Annotated in this window: 24 protein-coding genes and 1 pseudogene; 16 read left to right on the top strand and 9 right to left on the bottom strand. The window is 66.3% G+C overall.

All coding sequences use genetic code 11. From position 1 onward, the window contains the following. Positions 1-126: 126 nt before the first annotated feature. Positions 127-765: a hypothetical protein gene (locus A5659_RS11010; RefSeq protein ID WP_066864296.1), complete on the bottom strand. Its 639-nt coding sequence runs from the start codon at positions 763-765 to the stop codon at positions 127-129. After that, positions 762-1484 (bottom strand): hypothetical protein, encoded by a 723-nt coding sequence (locus tag A5659_RS11005; protein WP_067181007.1) that lies wholly within the window; start codon positions 1482-1484, stop codon positions 762-764. The genes A5659_RS11010 and A5659_RS11005 overlap by 4 nt, the downstream gene beginning before the upstream one ends. 220 nt (positions 1485-1704) lie before the next feature. On the opposite strand from A5659_RS11005, the gene A5659_RS11000 reads away from it, so the two are divergent. Next, the gene (locus tag A5659_RS11000) at positions 1705-2088 is read left to right on the top strand and encodes a hypothetical protein (protein WP_197497979.1); all 384 of its coding nucleotides are present in this window, start codon (positions 1705-1707) and stop codon (positions 2086-2088) included. A gap of 11 nt (positions 2089-2099) precedes the next feature. Here the strand turns inward: A5659_RS11000 and A5659_RS10995 are convergent, their stop codons facing one another. Then, a complete protein-coding gene (locus tag A5659_RS10995; protein ID WP_066864287.1) occupies positions 2100-2702 on the bottom strand; it encodes a TetR/AcrR family transcriptional regulator in 603 nt (200 codons plus the stop codon). Positions 2703-2803: 101 nt separating this feature from the next. Between A5659_RS10995 and A5659_RS10990 the strand changes: the two genes are divergently transcribed. From A5659_RS10990 to A5659_RS10975, 4 genes are read left to right on the top strand one after another with little or no spacing between them, the layout of a single operon-like run. After that, entirely contained in the window at positions 2804-3589 is a 786-nt protein-coding gene (locus tag A5659_RS10990) for a hypothetical protein (protein WP_067181004.1), read from the top strand. After that, entirely contained in the window at positions 3586-4401 is an 816-nt protein-coding gene (locus A5659_RS10985) for a hypothetical protein (RefSeq protein WP_066864282.1), read from the top strand. Before A5659_RS10990 ends, A5659_RS10985 begins: the two co-directional genes overlap by 4 nt. Further along, positions 4398-4976, top strand: coding sequence for a cytochrome c oxidase subunit 3 family protein (locus A5659_RS10980; RefSeq protein ID WP_066864279.1), 579 nt, complete (start codon positions 4398-4400; stop codon positions 4974-4976). The genes A5659_RS10985 and A5659_RS10980 overlap by 4 nt, the downstream gene beginning before the upstream one ends. 5 nt (positions 4977-4981) lie before the next feature. Then, complete coding sequence (locus A5659_RS10975; RefSeq protein ID WP_066864277.1) at positions 4982-5263, top strand: cytochrome C oxidase subunit IV family protein; 282 nt, start codon at positions 4982-4984, stop codon at positions 5261-5263. Positions 5264-5283: 20 nt separating this feature from the next. Here the strand turns inward: A5659_RS10975 and A5659_RS10970 are convergent, their stop codons facing one another. Continuing rightward, positions 5284-6579 carry a cytochrome P450 gene (locus tag A5659_RS10970; RefSeq protein WP_066864275.1) on the bottom strand — a complete coding sequence of 432 codons (1296 nt, stop codon included), beginning with the start codon at positions 6577-6579 and terminating at the stop codon, positions 5284-5286. 194 nt (positions 6580-6773) lie between these two features. Between A5659_RS10970 and A5659_RS10965 the strand changes: the two genes are divergently transcribed. Then, on the top strand, positions 6774-7493 hold the full coding sequence (locus A5659_RS10965) for a TetR/AcrR family transcriptional regulator (RefSeq protein ID WP_067181001.1): 720 nt from the start codon (positions 6774-6776) through the stop codon (positions 7491-7493). On the opposite strand, the gene A5659_RS10960 is transcribed toward A5659_RS10965, so the two are convergent. Together A5659_RS10960 and A5659_RS10955 are read right to left on the bottom strand one after the other, a co-directional pair. Then, on the bottom strand, positions 7409-7774 hold the full coding sequence (locus tag A5659_RS10960) for a hypothetical protein (protein ID WP_066880532.1): 366 nt from the start codon (positions 7772-7774) through the stop codon (positions 7409-7411). The two genes, A5659_RS10965 and A5659_RS10960, sit on opposite strands and share 85 nt — an antisense overlap. A 71-nt stretch (positions 7775-7845) precedes the next feature. Next, positions 7846-8601, bottom strand: a complete 756-nt coding sequence (locus tag A5659_RS10955; RefSeq protein ID WP_067180996.1) for an enoyl-CoA hydratase/isomerase family protein — start codon at positions 8599-8601, stop codon at positions 7846-7848. A 111-nt stretch (positions 8602-8712) separates the two neighbouring features. On the opposite strand from A5659_RS10955, the gene A5659_RS10950 reads away from it, so the two are divergent. The 5 genes from A5659_RS10950 to A5659_RS10930 all read left to right on the top strand — a co-directional run bounded on the left by A5659_RS10950 (position 8713) and on the right by A5659_RS10930 (position 12674). Continuing rightward, positions 8713-9132 (top strand): lipoprotein LpqH, encoded by a 420-nt coding sequence (locus tag A5659_RS10950; RefSeq protein WP_066864263.1) that lies wholly within the window; start codon positions 8713-8715, stop codon positions 9130-9132. Positions 9133-9219: 87 nt separating this feature from the next. Next, a complete protein-coding gene (locus tag A5659_RS10945) occupies positions 9220-10410 on the top strand; it encodes an amidohydrolase family protein (protein ID WP_066864260.1) in 1191 nt (396 codons plus the stop codon). Positions 10411-10448: 38 nt separating this feature from the next. Then, positions 10449-11852 carry a FadD3 family acyl-CoA ligase gene (locus A5659_RS10940; RefSeq protein WP_067181072.1) on the top strand — a complete coding sequence of 468 codons (1404 nt, stop codon included), beginning with the start codon at positions 10449-10451 and terminating at the stop codon, positions 11850-11852. After that, the gene (locus A5659_RS10935; protein WP_066864258.1) at positions 11849-12475 is read left to right on the top strand and encodes a fatty-acid--CoA ligase; all 627 of its coding nucleotides are present in this window, start codon (positions 11849-11851) and stop codon (positions 12473-12475) included. Before A5659_RS10940 ends, A5659_RS10935 begins: the two co-directional genes overlap by 4 nt. A 10-nt stretch (positions 12476-12485) precedes the next feature. Further along, positions 12486-12674: a bacterioferritin-associated ferredoxin gene (locus A5659_RS10930; protein ID WP_067143839.1), complete on the top strand. Its 189-nt coding sequence runs from the start codon at positions 12486-12488 to the stop codon at positions 12672-12674. A gap of 4 nt (positions 12675-12678) precedes the next feature. Here A5659_RS10930 and A5659_RS10925 read toward each other — a convergent pair whose 3' ends face one another. Next, the gene (locus tag A5659_RS10925; RefSeq protein WP_067181069.1) at positions 12679-14364 is read right to left on the bottom strand and encodes an alpha-keto acid decarboxylase family protein; all 1686 of its coding nucleotides are present in this window, start codon (positions 14362-14364) and stop codon (positions 12679-12681) included. Between the two features lie 67 nt (positions 14365-14431). Between A5659_RS10925 and A5659_RS10920 the strand changes: the two genes are divergently transcribed. The 4 genes from A5659_RS10920 to A5659_RS10905 are packed head-to-tail and all read left to right on the top strand — an operon-like array spanning position 14432 to position 17013. Next, positions 14432-14875: an SRPBCC family protein gene (locus A5659_RS10920; RefSeq protein WP_067180993.1), complete on the top strand. Its 444-nt coding sequence runs from the start codon at positions 14432-14434 to the stop codon at positions 14873-14875. A gap of 5 nt (positions 14876-14880) precedes the next feature. Next, a complete protein-coding gene (locus A5659_RS10915) occupies positions 14881-16020 on the top strand; it encodes a CaiB/BaiF CoA-transferase family protein (protein ID WP_067180990.1) in 1140 nt (379 codons plus the stop codon). Between the two features lie 58 nt (positions 16021-16078). Then, positions 16079-16534, top strand: a complete 456-nt coding sequence (locus tag A5659_RS10910; RefSeq protein WP_067180988.1) for an SRPBCC family protein — start codon at positions 16079-16081, stop codon at positions 16532-16534. Positions 16535-16572: 38 nt separating this feature from the next. Continuing rightward, positions 16573-17013: an SRPBCC family protein gene (locus A5659_RS10905; RefSeq protein ID WP_066864249.1), complete on the top strand. Its 441-nt coding sequence runs from the start codon at positions 16573-16575 to the stop codon at positions 17011-17013. On the opposite strand, the gene A5659_RS10900 is transcribed toward A5659_RS10905, so the two are convergent. After that, entirely contained in the window at positions 17010-18191 is a 1182-nt protein-coding gene (locus A5659_RS10900) for a pyridoxal phosphate-dependent aminotransferase (protein WP_067180985.1), read from the bottom strand. The two genes, A5659_RS10905 and A5659_RS10900, sit on opposite strands and share 4 nt — an antisense overlap. Positions 18192-18471: 280 nt before the next feature. Here A5659_RS10900 and A5659_RS10895 point away from each other — a divergent pair. Continuing rightward, positions 18472-19023 (top strand): annotated as a pseudogene (locus A5659_RS10895) (beta-ketoacyl synthase N-terminal-like domain-containing protein); the annotation flags it as partial. Here the strand turns inward: A5659_RS10895 and A5659_RS26920 are convergent. Continuing rightward, entirely contained in the window at positions 18978-19139 is a 162-nt protein-coding gene (locus A5659_RS26920; RefSeq protein WP_369829370.1) for a hypothetical protein, read from the bottom strand. The pseudogene A5659_RS10895 and the gene A5659_RS26920 overlap by 46 nt on opposite strands. Positions 19140-19177 lie beyond the last annotated feature (38 nt).

The following is a 19177-nucleotide window of genomic DNA, read 5'->3' as shown; positions in this document are numbered from 1 at the left end:
CTCCTCGAAGCGCGTAATCCGAGAGTGCCTATAGGCGCCTTTTCGCCGTCGGTTGCGGCGTTCTCGACCGATGACGTTACACCGCTTCGGCCTGCCAGGTAACGGTTGGGACAAGATCTACCCCGCTTATCCGGACGGGTCGAATTTTGCAATCAGCCAGGACCCATTGACTTTTTTCAGCGTGACAAGGACGCTGCTCTGCGTTTTCTCGGGATCCTTCTTGTGCACGCTTGCCGTCGTCTGGTCGACGAAAATCAGCACGACTGCCGAATCGGGATGCAATTCCGAGACCGCGGCCCGAATCACCTTGGCGGACGCCGTCAATTGTCCCTTCTCCGCCACCGGCGCGACGACCTCGTCGGCGAATTTGCTGTAATAGGCCAGAAAGTCGCCGGTGAGATGTGATTTCGCGTTGTCGAAATCGCGGTTCAAATGGTCGTAGGAATACGACAGCGCCGCCACCGCACCGTCTGACGCCGCCCGGATTGCCCGGCCCGCCGCCGCGTCATTGACCTGCTGGTCCGGCCGGTACACGAAGAAGTACACGCCTGCGGCGACTCCCACGGCGGCAACCACCAACGCCGTCGCGACGATCGCACGCCACCGTGCCAAATACGGGCGGGCTCGGCGCCGAATCACCGCCAGCCGGCCCGTGCGTGCCGGGTCCTCGCCAGCGGGCGGCCCGTCGTTCTCCTCGGCGGATGAAGTCTGGACTCCGTCAATCTTTTCGGTGTCGTCCGGCGACGAGCCATGCTCGACAGTCATCGCAGGAATTCGATTTTCGACATTTTGAGCTGGCCGCCGTCGCGGTCCATGTTGACGCTGAGCCGAAACAAGGCCGGCGGCGGTTTGGCGTTATCCGGCCCAGTGGGAGTGGTCTTCGCCGCCACCAGCACGACTCCCGAATTGTCGCTCAACGATTGGACGGCGACCGCTTCGACGGTGACCGTGCTGCCGACCTTCGTCTCCTCGGCCTTATTGACGATCAGGGTCGACAGCACAGCCAGCTGGTTCTTCTGGTCGCCGGTGGAGGCATCGATCGCGCGCTGGACATCCTCCTTGGCATGAGCGGGGTCGATTGACATGAAAGCCGTGATCCCTTGCCGGGCGGCCGCACTGAACTCCGCGGCGAGTTGGCGATTATGCACGCCGATGTGGTGCTGCCACAGCATGTGACCGGTCGCGGCGACAGAGGCCGAGAAGAGCACGGAGCCGACGCCGACCGCTACCGTTTTCCGCTTGGGACGCCGCAGCCACCGAGGCCGTCCCGGACGCCGCAGGCGTAGCCGCTTGCGGGTCTTCGCGGGGCGCTGCTCGGCGTCTTGGGAAGCATCGTCCTCGTCGTCCACGCCCCCGGTTTCGGCGGCCCGGCGCAGTTGCGACAGGCGTGCCCGCGCCGCCTCGGCCCGCGCTTCGGCCCGGGCAACTTCGTCTGGCGCCGCGTCCTCACGTGGGTCGGCGTCAGGCCCCTCCGGATCGTGCACGGAGAAGCAGCTTATCACCGCCGCGCGGGCTCAATGCCGTCGTCGGTCGGCCGCCCACCTGAGGCCTTACATGCGGAAATGCCGGCTCGCCGGGGAGCGGCCACCGCGGTGTTTCGGCATGGCGCGTCGCCGAACACCGTTCGGCCCAGGTGATCTTCTCCAACCAGGAGAATTTTCTTTTCAGGTGTGGCAGAGTAATCGGGTGCGATCAATCGTGGCTATGGTTGCCGCGTTGCTCGGCGCCGGGGTGGTGGCGGCGCCGCCAGCCTCGGCCGGGCCCACCGTCTGCGACTACCCAGCCTGCACCCCGGGCATCATGCCCCATCAGGTTCTCGGCGCACCGTGTGACAACACCACCTACTACGCCTTCGGTGTCGCCGACGGATACGTCTCCTTCGCCTCGGAGCCGGGCCGGCTGATGTTCTGCGGCTCGCCGAGGCGATACCAGCCGCGATGGTTCCGCTCACCGCCGATGGCGGGTGTCAAGGACGAAAACTCCGACTGCACGAACTATCTGAACTACGTCGCGCAGGCGCCCGATGGTCTGTTCCTGATCTGTATCGCGCACGACGGCATCTCGAGCTGGGTCCGCGCCGACACGTAGCCGCGTCGCGGTCAGTCGCGGGATGGTCGAGGCAGACCGAGCAGGCGCCGGCTCAAATCGGTAACCCGTTCGAGCAAGGTCTCGTCGTCGATGTCGGCCACCAACGGATGCATGACCGCGGTGCTCAGCGCGCCGGAGAACATGGCGGCCTCGATCCGCCCGTCCAGGCCCGCATCGCTCAGCAGCACCCGATACAGGCGGTCCATGAAATGTTGAAACGGCTTGTGCTCGGCCAGCAGCCGGACGACGACGGGATCGAATTGCAGCGTGCGCACCAGCCGGCGGTCCCGAACGGCCATCTCGATCACGCCCACCAGCAACGCATCTCGAGCCTGCGGCCCGTCGTCGTACGCTTCGGCCGCCTCCAGCGCGGGCTCGAGCCGGCCGAGTTCGCGCTCGGTCACGGCGATCACGATCTGCTCTTTGGTCCGGAATTGATGGTAGACAGCAGCTTTCGTGATACCGACGGCGTCGGCGATCATCTGCAGTGACGTACCGCTCACGCCGTGGTTGGCGATCAGATCCAGCGCGGCATCGAGTACCCGTGTCCGGGCAGGACTGTGCTCGATGAGCCAGAATTGCTCACCGGTGTCCGGCTGCCGCGCTGTTCCCACGCACCGAGACTAGACGACGCTATTGACCCTGGCTAGCCGATCGGCTAGCTTCGCTCACTAGCCGGGTTTCGGCGGCGATTTCGTGCGGGGAAGGAGTGCCGATGTCCGACGTCGGCGGAAACGACGGGGGCGGTAGCCAATCGGTGCGAACCGCCGCGCGGCGGACCGATGGCGAGCTGATTCTGCTCTGGACGTTGCCGGCGGCGCTGATCCTGTGGATCGCGTCCTTCTTCCTGTTTCCAGGGTTCAACCCGCCGATGTCACCCACCATGTCGGCCGAACAGGTGGCCGCGTTCTACCGCGATCCGGCGCATATTCCCCAGATCCGTTCCAGCATGATCCTGTTCAATTGGTTCGGCGTGTGCCTCGTGCCGATCCTGGCCCTGATCGTGCTGCAGATTCGCCGCATGGCGCATCGGACGCCGATCTTCTCCTACGCGATGCTCGGGTGCGCGGCCGGTGGTCCGACGTTGTTTCTCGTTGCCAACGTCTGCTGGCTGCTGGCCGCCTTTCGACCGGAGCGCAGCCCCGAGTTGACCCAGCTGCTCAACGATCTCGGCTGGATCACCTTCACCATTCTGGTCCCGTTCTTCATCGGGCAGTGCGTAATCCTGGCCCTGGCAATCTATTTCGATGACAAGTCGCGCCCGGTGTTCAACCGCTGGGTGGCCCACTTCAACCTGCTGGTGGCGGCCGCGCTGGCGCCGGCGTCCTTCGTCGGCGTGGCGTTGACCGGCCCGCTGGCGTGGGACGGCTTGCTGTCGTTCTGGGTGAAAAACGCCGCCATTGCCCTGTGGATCATCGTGATGGGTGTTGTCCTGGGTCGAGCCGTTTACCGCGAGCGGGCCGACAGCCGTGATCGCCCAACGGAATTGGCTACCGCATGAGCGCGGTGATCACACCGCCGCCGTCCCCGGCCACGCCGCCCCCGGGCCCGCTGCATCACCGGATCGGCTGGCACCTGCGCCGCGACCCCAAGCGAGAGCTGTGGCTGGCGTGGGGGGTGCTCATGGTGTTCTACGGCCTCTTCTTCCCCATGTTCTTCATCGTGGCGCAGGTCCAGCCGCCGCCGGAACCCACCTGGGATCTCGCGACACAGGTCCACTGGTTCGCCGAACGTCGCCTCGGCATACCCGTCGGCTTCGGCGTCATCTTCGCCATCAGCGGCATGATCGCGGTCAACAACGCCCTCATCGCCTATTCGATGCGGCGCATGTCGGTCAGCCGGGCGTTCGCTTACTCGTATCTGCTCATCTACTCGCTCAGCGCGGTACCCGGCATGCTGCTGCTCAACATCGCGCTGATCGTCGGCACGCTGCGACCGGACCGCGATCCCCGGGTGATCGGCTGGCTGTATGACTTCGCGTTCCTGTCTTTTGACGGAACGATGGGGGTGTTTCTGATCGGCTCGCTCATCTGGATGGTGGCGATCCTGCTCGACAAGAATCGGGTATTTCCCAAGTGGTTCGGCTATCTCAACCTGTGCAACGCGCTGACCGAGGTGGTCGTGGCGCCGTGCTGGATCTTCCGGCGCGGCGTGTTCGCGTGGGATGGCGAGATCGCGTGGTGGCTCGACATGGTGGTGTTCGGCATCTACCAGGTCACGTTCATCGTCATGCTGTTCCAGATGATCCGCCGCGAAGACTTCGGGACCGGCGTGCTGCCGGACCTGCCGGCCAAGGGTCCGGTGGCGCAGTGACCGGCCTGGCCGGCAAGCCGGCGCGCGCGAGGGCTGTGCCGGGCCAGCCCGACATGTGGGCGTTCGTCCTGTTCGAAACCCTGGTGTTCACCGCGTATTTCGGCTTCTACCTGTTCTCCCGCGGCCGCAACCCCGAGCTGTTCCTGCATTCACAGGCTCAGCTCGACCTGCGCGTCGGGGTCTTGAACACATTGGTGTTGTTGCTCAGCTCATGGTCGGTGGCGCGGTGTGTGCAGTCGGCGCGCGCCGGCGCCTACCGGCCGGCGCTCCGGGATGTCTTCATCACGGCCGCATTCGGCGCAGTCTTCCTGTCGTTCAAGGTGCTCGAGTGGGCGCGACTGGTCCACGCCGGAAACGGCATCGACAGCAACGACTTCTTCATGTTCTATTTCTTCCTCACCGGCATCCACTTCGTGCACCTGCTGATCGGCTTCGTCGTGCTCGGCGTCATCGTCTACCAACTTCTGAGCCCGGCGCGGCGGGACCAAAACCTTGTCGAAACCTGCGCAACCTATTGGCACACCATCGATTTCCTGTGGGTGCTGATCTTTGCGCTGCTCTACGTGGTGAGGTGAGCCCAGTGAAACTCAACAAGAGGCTGTTGTTGGTCTGGGTGATCCTGGCCGCGTTGACGCTGGCCTATCTGGGGATCGACCACTCCGCCGGCGGATTGCTGAAGTCCAGCGCCGTGGTCACGTCGAGCGTCATCGTCATCGCACTGGTCAAGGTGCGCATCATCTTTCGCGAGTTCATGGAGGTGCGAGACGCCCCGGTCCTGCTGTGCCGACTCACCGACGCGTGGGTGGTGCTGATCGCGGTGGTCTTGCTCGGCAGTTACTTCGTGGGACTGCAGGTCCGGTAGCGCTCGCGAGCGTCGAACCCCTAGGCGACCGGCGCGACCGCGTCGGCGGTGGTGAACGTCAGGTGCAGTTCGCTGAGGCCCCGCAGGATGTACGTCGGCTCGTAGCTGTAGCGGCGCTCGGTGGCCGGCCCGTGATGGGCTTCGTTGATTTCGATGTGCGGCATGCGGTCCAGGATCCGCTCGATCGAGACACGGCCCTCGACGCGGGCGAGCGGACCGCCGGGACACGAGTGCACACCGCGGGCGAACGCCATGTGTTCGCGAACGTTCTTGCGGCGCAGGTCGAATTCGTGCGGGTTGTCGAAGCGGCGCGGGTCGCGGTTGGCGGCGCCCGGCAGGATCATGACCACGGTGCCGGCGGGGATGTCGACACCGCCGATGCTGGTGGCCTTGCGGGCCAGGCGTGAGTCGCTCTTCACCGGGCTGTCCATGCGCAGCGACTCCTCGATGAACCCGGGAATCAGGCTGCGGTCGTCCCGCAACTGTTGCTGGATGTCGGGCCGGTCACCGAGCACCTGCAGGGCGGCGCTGAGCAGCTTGGCCGTGGTTTCCTGCCCCGCGGCGAAGAGGAAGGTCGCCGAGCGGACCACCTCTATCACCGGGGGCGTCGACCCGTCCGGGTACTTCGCTTCGGCCAGGAAGGTCAGCACGTCGCCGCGCGGCTCACGGCGCCGATCCTCGATGTAGTGACAGAACTTGTCGTCGAGCCACTCGAGGGGGTTGATGCCCACCGATTCGTGGTCCAGCGCGCCCACCCGCGCGCCCGGCCGGTCGGCGCCCAGGACGGTGCGGAACTCCTTGTGGTCTTCCTCCGGCACCCCGAGCAGGTCGGCGATCACCAAAGTGGCGAACGGCTTGGAGTATTCGGCGATGAACTCGCACTCACCGATGCCGAGGAACTCGTCGAGCTGACGGTCGGCGAGGCGCCACATGAACTCCTCGTTCTGCTTGAGCCGGCTCGGGGTCAGCAGCTTGGCGAGCACCGACCGGGCCTTGGTGTGGTCCGGCGGGTCCATCGTGACCATGTGCTCGTTCATCGGGAAGGAGCTGCGGTGCGCATCGATCTGGGCGCTGATGTCGTCGCCTTCGGGCGTGAAGGGCAGCGGCGGGAACGGCCCCCCGAGCGCGACGATGTTGGAGAAGGTGTCGGGGTCCTTGTAGATCTCGCAGGCCTCGTCATAGCCGGTGACGGCGACGACGCCGTAGTGCGGCAGCCGCAGCACGGGGTTTTGGCTCCGCAGGTAGTCGAAGTACGGATGCGGATCCGGGACCAAAGTCGGATCGGTGAAGAAGTCAATCGTCTCGAAGTTGCTCATCTTCAGTGCGTCCCCCTGGGCTGGGTTAACCGGTGGTGTACCGGGGCAAGCGGTATCGCCGCGTGATTACGAGATCGAAAATATGCTGAGCACCTGCTTAGCATGGCGGTAATGTCAGGGTCAAGATCGCAACGCCGCGCCACGATACGATCCGTGTGGTCGGCACGGGATGGCACACAGTACGGAGCAGGGACATGACATCGGCCCGCAGGATCGGGGCGCCGGACGCGAAAAACCGTGGTCTGTTGCTCGATGCTGCCGAGCAGCTGATGCTCGAAGAGGGGTATGCCGCGGTGACGTCGCGCCGGCTGGCGGGCCGGGCGGGATTGAAACCCCAGCTGGTGCACTACTACTTCCGCACCATGGAAGAGCTGTTCCTCGAGGTGTTCCGCCGCCGGGCCGAAGAGGCCCTTGAGGCGCACGCGCAAATGCTGAAGTTGCCACAGCCGCTGTGGGCGCTGTGGCGATTCGGCACCGACCCCGCCTTCACCCGGATTTCCATGGAATTCATGGCGCTGGCCAACCACCGTAAGGACATGCGGGCCGAAATCGCTTATTACGCAGAGCGTTTCCGCGAAGACCAGCGCCAAGCGGTGGCGACGGCGCTGGAGCGCTACGGCTCCAGGATTCAAGACGAGGGCCAGGACATCGACATCCCCCCGGTGGTGTGGACGGTGCTGATGAGCAGCCTCTCGCGCTTTCTGGTGCTCGAGCAGGCGATCGGCATGTCCGCCGGCCATGCCGAGACGGTGGAGTTGGTCGAAAACTACCTGCGCCGCCTGGAAGGCGAACCGCAACCGATCGAGGGTGTGCCGGAGACCTGGCTGGTTCACCAGTTACGCAGCGAGCAGAGCACGCCTTTGGGGCCGTCCTTGGATACGACGACGGCGCCGTCTACCGCCAGCTCACAGTGAAGCCCCGGCGTGCCGGGCTCCGTGCCCGTGCTCGCCACGACCATGGCGTAATGATCGGGGTCCGACATGTCCAGATCGAAGCCCCACGGTTTGCCCGGGGCGAGGTCGACGTCGACGTGTGGCGTGAACGAATAGGGGTTGTGGCTGTAATCGGAGAACTTGGCCGGCTGATGGTCCAGGTAATAGATGCTGGTGTAAATCGGATTCTGCGCGGTGACGGTGTACCTGACGTGATGCATGACGGGGTCATCGGCGTGTGCCCGCCCGCTTCCCGCCAGCACTCCCGCCGCGGCCAACAGACAGGCCAACGAGATGGCGGGGCCGACGCCCAGCACCGTCTTCAAGTTCATGGTCATGACGCTCCTCCGGCTGCCGGGCGCGGTTTGGTGTTGCGGTTCATGACCCGTTCTGCGGCCTGCCAGTGTGGGTCGGCAACCCATAGTCGCGCAAAGGATGCTATCGCCTCATCAGGAGAAACTCCGCGGATTACGCGCTTTATCTCCGTCGCCGGGCGGCGGGCCAGCGACCTCGCGACCGCTCGCCATCCTTCGTCGGGTGAGTCGAAGACGGCGCGGGGCAGCACCCGGTCCACCAGGCCGATCCGCTCGGCCTCGGCCGCGCCGAGGGCGGTTCCCGAACCGGCCAACAGCAGCGCCTTGCTCTTTCCGACCAGCGCGGCCAGCCGCTCGGCTCCGCCCCAGGCCGGCATGATCTCCAGCTGCACCTGGTTGAAGGCGATCTTGATGTCGTCGGCGGCCACCCGGATGTCGGCGGCGACCGCGACTTCGGCGCCGCCCCCGAGCGCGTGACCGTTGAGCGCGGCGATGACGGGGGCGGGGAAGTCCGCCAGCTGGTCGCAGATGGACCGCATCCGCCGGGCCATCGCCGCGGCGTCCTCCTCGGTCCGCAGCGCGCTCAGTTCCTTGAGGTCACCGCCGGAGACGAAGGCCTTGTCCCCGCCGCCCTTGATCACCAGCGCCTGCGCATCCGCCGCCGCGTCGAGCGCCTTCTCCAGCTGGTCCATGGTGTCCAGGCCAATGGCGTTGCGCGCGTGCGGGCGGTCGATGGTGACCACGGCCAACCCGTCGTCGATCTCCAGGTCCACCATGTTCTTGTTATCGCTCCTCGGCAAGAACCCGATATTGGCATTCTCTTTTCGCGAGAATAACATCATCGCTGCAGCCCACGAACTTTCGCCGGCGAGAATTGAGGTGACTCGGTGCGGAGTCCCATCGCGGCCGCCACTGCGGTCCTGACCATTACCTTGGTCGCGGCGTGCACGTCGCGACCGCCGACCCAACTCGCCGGCACGGCATCCGTCACCGTCAACGGCAACGACCGGAATTTTCATATCGTCAAGTGCGGTCAACGCGAATGGACCCGGACCATCGACATCGGTAGCGATTTTGCCGGCGCCAAGCTCATCGTCGACGAGAGCGCGCAACCGGCGACGGTCGAGTCGGTGCACATCCAGAATGTGGGCGGCTTCACCGGGATGTACTCCCGGGGCGGCGACGGGACCGGCGACATGAGCATGACGGGCGACAAATTCACCGTCAGCGGCACCGCCAACGGCTACAAGACCGACAAGCCCGGGGAACCGGCCACCGCCACCTACAAGATCTACGTGTCGTGCTGACCTCGTCGAACAGCGGTTCGGCGGGGGCACGTTGCGGTTAGGCGCCTGTAGAGAATAGTATTCTCACAAATCAAGAAGGAGGATTTCATGGGGCAGTTGTCGCACCGGGAAGACGTCCCGTTTCCGATCTTTGACGCGGACAACCATCTGTACGAGCCGCCGGAAGCGCTGACCAAGTTCTTGCCCAAGGCGTACAAGGACTATGTCCAGTACGTGCAGGTCAACGGGCGGACGAAGATCGCCATCCGCGGCCAAATCAGCAACTACATTCCCAACCCGACCTTCGAGGTCGTCGCCCGGCCGGGTGCCTGGGAGGAGTACTTCAAGTTCGGTAACCCGGACGGCAAATCCAAGCGCGAACTGTTCGGCGAGCCGATGCGCGCGATACCGGCGTTCTTCGAACCCGGCCCGCGGCTGGAGAAGATGAACGAGCTGGGCCTGGACCGCACGCTGATGTTCCCGACGCTGGCCAGCCTGCTCGAGGAGCGGCTGCGCGACGACCCGGTCGCCATCCACGTCCTGGTTCACGCGTTGAACGAGTGGCTCGACGAGGTCTGGGGCTTCAACTACCAGAACCGCATCTTCACCACGCCGGTCATCACGCTGCCGATCGTGGAGAAGGCGATCGAGGAACTGGAGTGGGCGGTCAAGCGCGGCGCCCGCGCCATTTTGATCCGCCCGGCTCCCGTCCCCGGCTTCCGCGGCCCGCGGTCGTTCGCGGTGCCCGAGTTCGACCCGTTCTGGGAAAGGGTCGTCGAGCACGACGTGCTGGTCGGCATGCACTCCAGCGACAGCGGCTACTCGCGCTACACCTCCGAGTGGGACGGCGCCGAACAGGAAATGCTGCCGTTCCAGACGAATGCGATGAACATTCTCAACGAATGGCGCCCGATCCAGGATGCGGTGGGCTCGTGGGTGATCCACGGCGCGCTCTACCGCCACCCGAAGCTGAAGGTCGCGATCGTCGAGGCCGGTTCGAAGTGGATGACCCCGCTGCTCGACGGCCTGGCCGAGGTCTTCCGGAAGGCCCCGGAGGCCTTCCCGAGCGACCCCGTCGAGACGGTCAAGAACCGGATCCACGTCAGCCCGTTCTTCGAGGACGGCATCGACGACCTGATCAGCCTCGTCGGTGTGGATCAGGTCTTGTACGGCTCGGACTGGCCGCACCCGGAGGGCCTGGCGGAGCCGACGTACTACGTCAACGCGCTGTCGCACCTGTCCGTTGACGACCAGGCCAAGATCATGGGCGGCAACCTCGGTCGGCTCGTCACGGTGTGACCGACCGGCCAAACCAGGCATGGCAGACCATCCCCGAGATGGTCTTGAGCGCAGCGGACCGCTTCGGCGATGCGGAAGCAGTCGTCGACGGTCCGCTGCGTTTGACTTTCGCCGAAGTCGTCAAGCGAATTCGTTGCGCCGCAGGCGCTTTCGCTGACCTCGGCATCGAAAAGGGCGACCGGGTCGCGATCTGGGCACCGAATTCGGCCGAGTGGATCATCGCCGCGTTCGGGTTGCTCACCGCGGGCGGTGTGCTCGTCCCGGTCAACACCCGGTTCAAGACCGAAGAGGCCGGTGACATCATCGGCCGCAGCAAGGTGAAGGCGGTCCTGGTCCAGAAGGGCTTTCTGAACCAGGATTACACCGCCCCCGCCGGGGTGCCGGTCATCGACCTGAAGTCCGACTTCCTGTCCAGCGGTTCACCGTTCGAGCGTCCGGTGCGCGGCACCGATACCTCGGACATCATCTTCACCTCGGGCACCACCGGGCGCCCGAAGGGCGCAATGCTGAATCACGGCCAGACGCTGCGCATGTACGAGGAGTGGGCGACGCTCGCGGACCTGCGCGCGGGCGACCGCTATCTCCAGATCAACCCGTACTTCCACACCTTCGGGCTCAAGGCCGGCCTGGTGACCTCTTTCCTGCGCGGTGCGACGATGCTGCCCGTCGCGGTGTTCGACGTCGACATCGTCGTGAACCTCATTGAACGCGAACGTATTACAATGCTTCCCGGACCGCCTACGCTGTATCACTCGTTGCTGACGGTGGGGGACAAGTCCAAGCTGTCGTCGTTGCGTGCGGGGGTGACCGGCGCCGCGGACATTCCCGTCGAGCTGGTGCGGCGCATCCACGACGAGCTGCCCTTCCAGACGTTGATGACGGGTTACGGCCTGACCGAAGCCGGCAACGTCACCCTTTCGCTGCCGGGCGACTCCTTCGAGGATGTGGCCACCACCGCGGGCGTGCCGTGCGACGGGGTCGAGGTGCGCATCGCCGACGACGGCGAAGTGCTGGTCCGCGGCTACGGAGTCATGCAGGGGTACCTCGACGAACCGGAGGCCACCGCCCAAGCGATCGACGGCGAGGGGTGGCTGCACACCGGGGATCTAGGGGAATTCACCGAGGCCGGTCGGCTGCGCATCGTCGGCCGGAAAAAGGACATGTTCATCGTCGGTGGATTCAACGCCTACCCGGCCGAGATCGAGGGCTTCCTGCTCAGCCACCCGGCCGTCGCGCAGGCGGCCGTCATCGGTGTCCCCGATGAGCGGATGGGCCAGGTGGGCAAGGCTTTCGTGGTCCGTAATGCCGATGTCAGCGCCGAAGAGCTGATCGGCTGGTGCCGGGACCGGATGGCCGGGTTCAAAGTGCCGCGCGCGGTAGAGTTCCTTGATTCACTTCCACTCAACGCCACAGGGAAAGTGATGAAGGACCAACTGCGGTGAACAACGGCGACATTCATTCAATGGTGATCGCGTCGGATTATCGCGTCCCCGACCCGACCCGGGTCTGGCCGCTGCTGGAACGCAATAAGGCCGCCCTGGCCGACATCGGTGCACACCATGTGCTCGTCTACACCTCGACACATGACCACGGGCGGGTGTTGGTGATGATCGGCGTCCACAGCAGGGAGCCGATCGTGGAGCTGTTGCGCTCCCGGGTCTTCTTCGACTGGTTCGACGAGGCCGGCGTCGAGGACATACCCGCGGTCTTCGCCGGCGAGATCGTCGACAGGTTCATCGCGCAGCCACCGAAAACCCCTGCGGCACCGGGCGTCGTGGTGGCCGCCATCGCGTCGGTCAACGACGTGTCCCTGCTGACCTCCGAAGTCGGCACGGCGATAGACAGATTCACCACCGCCGGAATCCGAAAGACGTGGGTATTCCAGGCTTTCGACGACGATCACGAGGTGCTGATCCTGCAGGAGTTTCCCGACGAGGAAAGCGCGCGGCGCTGGATCGACCACCCCGATGCCGCGGCGCAATGGATGTCCGGCGCGGGCATCGGTGCCTACCCGCCGCTGTTCGTCGGCCGATTCTTCGACATGATGCGCATCGGGGCGGACTGAGGGCTCGCCGGTGTTCGTATGCCTGTGTAACGGCGTCACCAGCCAAACCGTGACCGAGGCCGTGGAATGCGGGGCGTCGACGACCAAGGAAGTCGCCCAGGCCTGTGGGGCGGGCGCCGACTGCGGTCGCTGCCGGCGCACGGTGCAGGCCATCCTGCGCTCCTCCAGCCCGGAGCGAACGCCGAACTCGTCGCGCTAGGCCGTCAGCGCCGGGGGCTGCCGTCCGGTGACGTCGGTCGGACGAGGTCGACGAGCAGGTTGGGGATTTCGAGCCGTGGCAATATCACCTCGACGAACACCATGCGGTCCTGGTGCTGCGCCGCTGCGGTCAGGGCGTCGTCGAGCTCGCCGTAGGTCTGCACCCGGAACGACAAGTGGTCGGTGACGCCCAGCGCCCGGGGAACGTCCGTCCACTGCCAGCTCACGATGTCGTTATAGGGCGCGGTCTGGCCGTGGATCGCCCGCTCGATCGTGTAGCCGTCGTTGTTGACCACCACGATGACGGGGGTCAGGCCCTCGCGCGAAAAGGCGCCCAGCTCCTGGACGGTCAGTTGCGCCGCGCCGTCGCCGATAATCAACACCGTCCTGCGGTCCGGGTGCGCCACGGCCGCCCCGAGCGCGGCGGGCAACGTGTAACCGATTGAGCCCCATAGTGGTTGACCGATGAACGTCACGCCCTGCGGCAGCCGGTGGTCGGCCATGCCGTAGAAGGAGGTGCCCTGGTCGGCGAGCACCACGTTGCCCGGTGTGAGGGCCACACACAGGCGGTCCCACAACATCTTCTGGGTCAGCGGTTCGTCGCGGGGCGGGGGCGGCGGCAGCGGCTCGGCGGGCGGCGAGACCACCGGCGGCGACGAGACCCCGCGCCGGGCCACGATGGTGGCCAGCGCGTCGAGCGCGGCGCCCATTTCCAACGGCGCGAAGACTTCCCCGGCCACGCTGCTCTGATACTGGCCCACATCGATGGTCCGGGCCGGGTCGATGCGCTGGCTGAAGAAGCCGCTGACCATGTCGGTGAACACGACGCCGGCGGTCACCAGCACGGGCGCGTCCTCGATCGCGGCGCGCACCGCCGGCGCGCTGGCCGACCCGGCGTAGATGCCCAGGAAGTTGGGTGAGCTCTCGTCGAGCAGGCTCTTGCCCCACATCAACGTGGCGTGCGGCACCACGTCGGCGGCCAGCAGCGCCTCGAGTTCCTTGATCGCCTGCAGCCGGTGCACCAGCAGGTCGGCGAGCACCGTGACCTGGTGGTCGCCGATGAGTGCGCTCGCCGCCTCGACGAACATGGCCAGCGCGCGGGGACTGGTGCCCCCGGTGTAGCGGGTCAACGGCGCCTCCGGCGGCTCGGTGGGGAAGCGCGCCACGTCGGTGGACAGCAGGATGTAGCCGGGGCGCTTCTGCTCACGCACCTCCGACAACACCCGGTCGATCTCGCGGCGGGCCGTCGCGGGCATGAGATTAGTTTGGGCGCAGGTGATTTCGCGGCTGACCCGGAAGAAGTGCTCGAAGTCCCCGTCGCCGAGCGAATGGTGCAGCGCCCGGCGGGTGCCCTGGGCGTCCTTGGACGGGCCGCCGACGATGTGCACGACAGGTACCTGTTCGGCGTAGCTGCCCGCGATCGCGTTGGCCGCCGAGAGCTCGCCGACGCCGAATGTCGTTACCAAAGCCGACATTCCGCGCAGGCGACCGTATCCGTCGGCGGCGTAGCCGGCGTTGAGCTCGTTGGCGTTGCCGACCCAGCGGATGCGGGGATGGGCGATGATGTGGTCGAGGAATTCCAGGTTGTAATCGCCGGGAACACCGAAGATCTCCGAGACGCCGAGCTCGGCGAGACGGTCCAACAGGTAGTCACCGACGGTGTATGCGGTATCGGTCGCGGCATCAGTCACAGGCACGACGGTACGCTCGAAGTTCAATCCGTTCCGGGTGAGACGCGGTGCCAGTATCGTGCGGGCCATGGCACTCAAAGAATCCCGCGACATCGTCATCGAAGCCAGTCCCGAGGAGATTCTGGACGTCATCGCCGACTTCGAAGCGATGCCCGACTGGTCGGAGCCGCATCAGAGTGCGGAGATCCTCGACACCGGCGACGACGGGCGCCCCCGCCAAGTGCGGATGAAGGTCAAGGTCGCCGGGATCACCGATGAACAGGTGGTGGCCTACACCTGGGGCGACAACGTGGTGAGCTGGAAGCTGGTCAGCTCCTCGCAGCAGAAGGCGCAGGACGGAAAGTACACCCTGGTGCCGCAGGGCGAGGGGACCCTGGTCAAGTTCGAGTTGCTGGCCGACCCGAACGTGCCGCTGCCGGGCTTCGTGCTCAAGCGTGCCGTGAAGGGAACCATCGATTCGGCGACCAAGGCGCTGCGCGAGCGGGTGCTCCAGCTGAAGAAGGGTAACTAGCCGCCGTGGGCGGTGGCGGGCCGCTGGCGGGGGTGCGCGTCATCGAACTCGGCGGCATCGGTCCCGGGCCGCACGCGGGAATGCTGCTCGCCGACCTGGGTGCGGACGTGGTGCGGGTGCGCCGGCCGGGCGGCGTGGCGATCGCGAGCGCGGCGAAGCCGGGCGAAGCGGGTCGCCACCAAACAGGCGTGGCGATCGCTATGCCAGCCGAGGGTCGTGATCTGCTGCATCGCGGCAAGCGGATCGTCGACCTGGACGTCAAGGCGCAGCCGCAGGCGCTGCTGGGCCTGGCCGCCAAGGCCGACGTGCTGCTGGACTGCTTCCGGCCCGGAACCTGCGAGCGGCTCGGCATCGGGCCCGACGACTGCGCGGCACTCAACCCGCGGCTGATCTACGCCCGGATGACCGGCTGGGGCCAGGACGGGCCGCTGGCCGCGACCGCCGGGCATGACATCAACTACCTGGCGCAGACCGGTGCGCTGTCGGCGCTGGGATATGCCGACCGGCCACCGATGCCGCCGCTGAACCTGGTCGCCGACTTCGGCGGCGGCTCGATGCTGGTGGTGATCGGCATCGCGGCCGCCCTCTACGAACGCGAACGCACGGGCACCGGGCAGGTGATCGACGCGGCGATGGTCGACGGTGTCAGCCTGCTGTCCCAGATGATGTGGACCATGAAGTCCACTGGGGCACTGCGCGACCGGCGCGAATCGTTTCTGCTCGACGGTGGCGCCCCGTTCTATGGCTGCTACGAGACCGCCGACGGTAAGTACGTGGCCGTCGGCGCCATCGAGCCGCAATTCTTCGCGGCGTTGCTCGATGGGCTTGGCCTGTCACCCGATGACGTGCCGGCCCAACACGACAAAGCTTCCTATCCGCGGATGCGCGAGATCTTCACCCGGCGGTTCGCCGGGCGCACGCGCGACGAGTGGGCACAGACGTTCGCCGGCACCGACGCGTGCGTCACCGCAGTGCTGACGTGGAGCGAGGCCGCCACCGACGAGCACTTGCGGGCGCGGTCCACGGTGATCACCGCCCATGGCGCCGACCAGGCCGCGCCCGCCCCACGCTTTTCGCGGACCCCGGCCGGACCGGTCGGACCGCCGCCGGCGAAAACCACGCCGCTTGCCGAAATCAACTGGTAGGGAACTGGTTACGCCGAATCCGTCCGCAGCGGGATCGGCGTTGCTAAGTTGATCTTCAGTGGCCGTAAAAGCATCACGGGAATTCGTCGTCAACGCGCCGCCAGAAGTGGTCATGGAGGCGCTGACAGATGTCGGCGTCCTGTCATCGTGGTCGCCGCTGCACAAACACGTCGAAGTGATCGACCGTTATCCCGACGGCCGGCCGCACCATGTCAAGACCACCATCAAGATTCTCGGGCTGGTCGACAAGGAGGTCCTGGAATATCACTGGGGTCCCGATTGGGTCGTCTACGACGCCACGGGAACCTCGCAGCAGCATGGGCAGCACGTCGAATACACCCTCAAACCCGAAGGGATCGACCAGACTCGGGTGCGTTTCGACATCACCGTCGAACCCGGCCGGCCCATGCCCGCGTTCATCGTGCGACGGGCCGCCGAGAGCGTTCTCGACGCCTCCATGAAGGGGTTGCGCGACCTGGTCTCGGGCGACAGGGAGTCCCCCGGGACCGAATAGCCTTCGCCGGTGGCTGCGCTGGCGTTAACTTAGTAGTAGTGGCCGTTCAAGCATCGTCGGAAATCATCATCGACGCGCCTCCGGAAGTCATCATGGAGGCGCTCGCCGATATGGATGCCGTGCCCTCGTGGTCGTCGGTCCACAAGCGGGTCGAGGTCGTCGACAAGCATCCCGACGGCCGCCCCCACCACGTGAAGGTCACGATCTCGGTGACCGGCATCCACGACACGGAATTGCTCGAATACCATTGGGGCCCAGACTGGATGGTGTGGGACGCCCGGAAGACGGCGCAGCAGCACGGTCAGCACGGCGAGTACAACCTGAGCCGGCTGGGCGTGGACAAGACCAGGGTGCGCTTCACCATCACCGTCGAACCGTGGGCGCCGCTACCGGAGTTCTGGATCGCCCGGGCCCGCAAGAAAATCCTGCACGCCGCGCTGGAGGGTCTGCGTAAGCGCGTGATGGGAACGGCCGGCTAACCGGCGTCTTTCAGCGCGGCCAGCCGCTTGATCGCCTCGTCGAGCGTGTCGTCACGTTTACAGAAGGTGAAGCGCACCAAGTGATTCCACACGTCGGCCGGACCGCTCGCCGCAGCGGGGTCACAGAACGCCGACATCGGGATCGCGGCAACGCCAACCTTTTCCGGCAACGCCGCGCAGAACTCGCTGCTGTCGTCGTATCCCAGCGGACGCGGATCGGCGCACAGGAAGTACGTGCCGGCGCTGTCGTGCACCTCGAACCCGACGTCGATCAGCCCGGCGGCCAGCCGATCGCGTCTGGCCTGCAGCGTGGCGCGCAGGTCGTCCACCCATGCGTCCTCCGTGTCCAGGGCCAGCGCCACCGCCGGCTGGAACGGCGCGCCGCCGACATAGCTCAGGTACTGTTTGGCCGCGCGCATCCCGGCGATCAGATGCGCTGGGCCGCAAGCCCATCCGATCTTCCAGCCGGTGCAGTTGAACATCTTGGCCGCGCTGGAGATGGTGATGGTGCGCTCGGCCATGCCGTCGAAGCCAGCCAGCGGCACGTGTCGGTGGCGGTCGAATACCAGATGCTCGTAGACCTCGTCGGTGATCACCAGCAGGTCGGCCGCGACCGCCACCTCGGCGATGGCCGCCAACTCTTCGGCACGCAGCACCGTGCCGGTCGGGTTGTGCGGTGAGTTGACGATCAGCGCCCGAGTCCGAGGCGTGACCGCCCGGCGCAGCGCGTCGGCGTCCAGGGCGAAGCCGCGACCGTGGGGAACCAGGGGCACGGCCACCCGTTGCGCGGAGGCCATCGCCACCACCGGCGAGTAGGAGTCGTAGAACGGCTCGATCAGCAGGACCTCGGAGCCCGGTTCGACCAGGCCGATCACCGCCGAGGCGATGGCCTCGGTCGCCCCGACCGTCACCAGCACCTCGGTGTCGGGGTCGTAGTCGATGCCGTAGCGGCGCCGGCGCTGGGCGGCGATGGCGTGGCGCAGCGGCGCGATGCCGATGCCCGGGGGGTACTGGTTGACGCCGTCGGCGATGGCCTCCTGGGCGGCCTTGAGCATGGCCGGGGGGCCGTCCTCGTCGGGAAACCCCTGGCCCAGGTTCACCGCTCCGATGCGCGCGGCCAGCGCCGACATCTCGGCGAACACCGTGGTCGCGTAGGGGCGCAGTCGCTCCACCGTCATGATGGTCGAGCTTAGGCGTGGCCGGCCACGGCCAGTGCCCGGGACGCCCACCAGCCAGCGTGAAGTTAGGCGCACACTCGTCGCCGAGCGTGAACGTAGTTGCACGTTCGGCCGGGGCGGCCGCCCGACCCCGTGAGCCGACGCGTGGCGTGCGTCACTCGGTGCCTCTGAGCTGCGCGATCTTGCCCAACCAACAGGTTGGCCGGGGACCCTGTTAGGGTGGGGCGGAATCTATCTCGAAGACGGATTCGAACCCTATTCGTCAGAACAGGAAGTCGTCATGTCCGAAGAAGCTTTTATCTATGAGGCCATCCGCACCCCGCGGGGCAAGCAGCGCAACGGTTCGCTGAACGAGGTCAAGCCGCTCAACCTGGTCGTGGGCCTGGTGGACGAGCTGCGCCGGCGGTTCCCGGACCTGGACGAGAACCTGATCAGCGACATGATCCTGGGCGTTGTGTCCCCGGTCGGTGACCAGGGCGGCGACATCGCCCGCACCGCGGTGCTGGCCGCCGGCCTGCCGGAGACCACCGGCGGCGTGCAGCTCAACCGGTTCTGCGCCTCCGGCCTCGAGGCCGTCAACACCGCCGCCCAGAAGGTCCGGTCCGGCTGGGACGACCTGGTGCTGGCCGGCGGTGTCGAGTCGATGAGCCGGGTGCCGATGGGCTCCGACGGCGGCGCCTGGGCGACCGACCCCGAGACCAACTATCAGATCGGCTTCGTGCCCCAGGGCATCGGCGCCGACCTGATCGCCACCATCGAGGGCTTCTCCCGCGACGACGTCGACGCCTACGCGCTGCGCAGCCAGCAGAAGGCCGCCGCGGCGTGGTCGGGCCGCATGTGCTCGTCGTGGTCGAGGATGACGAGACCGTTCTGGTCGCGCACCGGCACCACCGACTTGGCGAAGTAGCCGCCCGACCACGCCGCGGCGGCCTTCTGCTGGCTGCGCAGCGCGTAGGCGTCGACGTCGTCGCGGGAGAAGCCCTCGA

The organism is Mycobacterium sp. 1165196.3, from assembly GCF_001673415.1.
Classification (GTDB): Bacteria; Actinomycetota; Actinomycetes; order Mycobacteriales; family Mycobacteriaceae; genus Mycobacterium; species Mycobacterium europaeum_A.
This window is presented reverse-complemented; position numbering and strand designations above follow the sequence as displayed.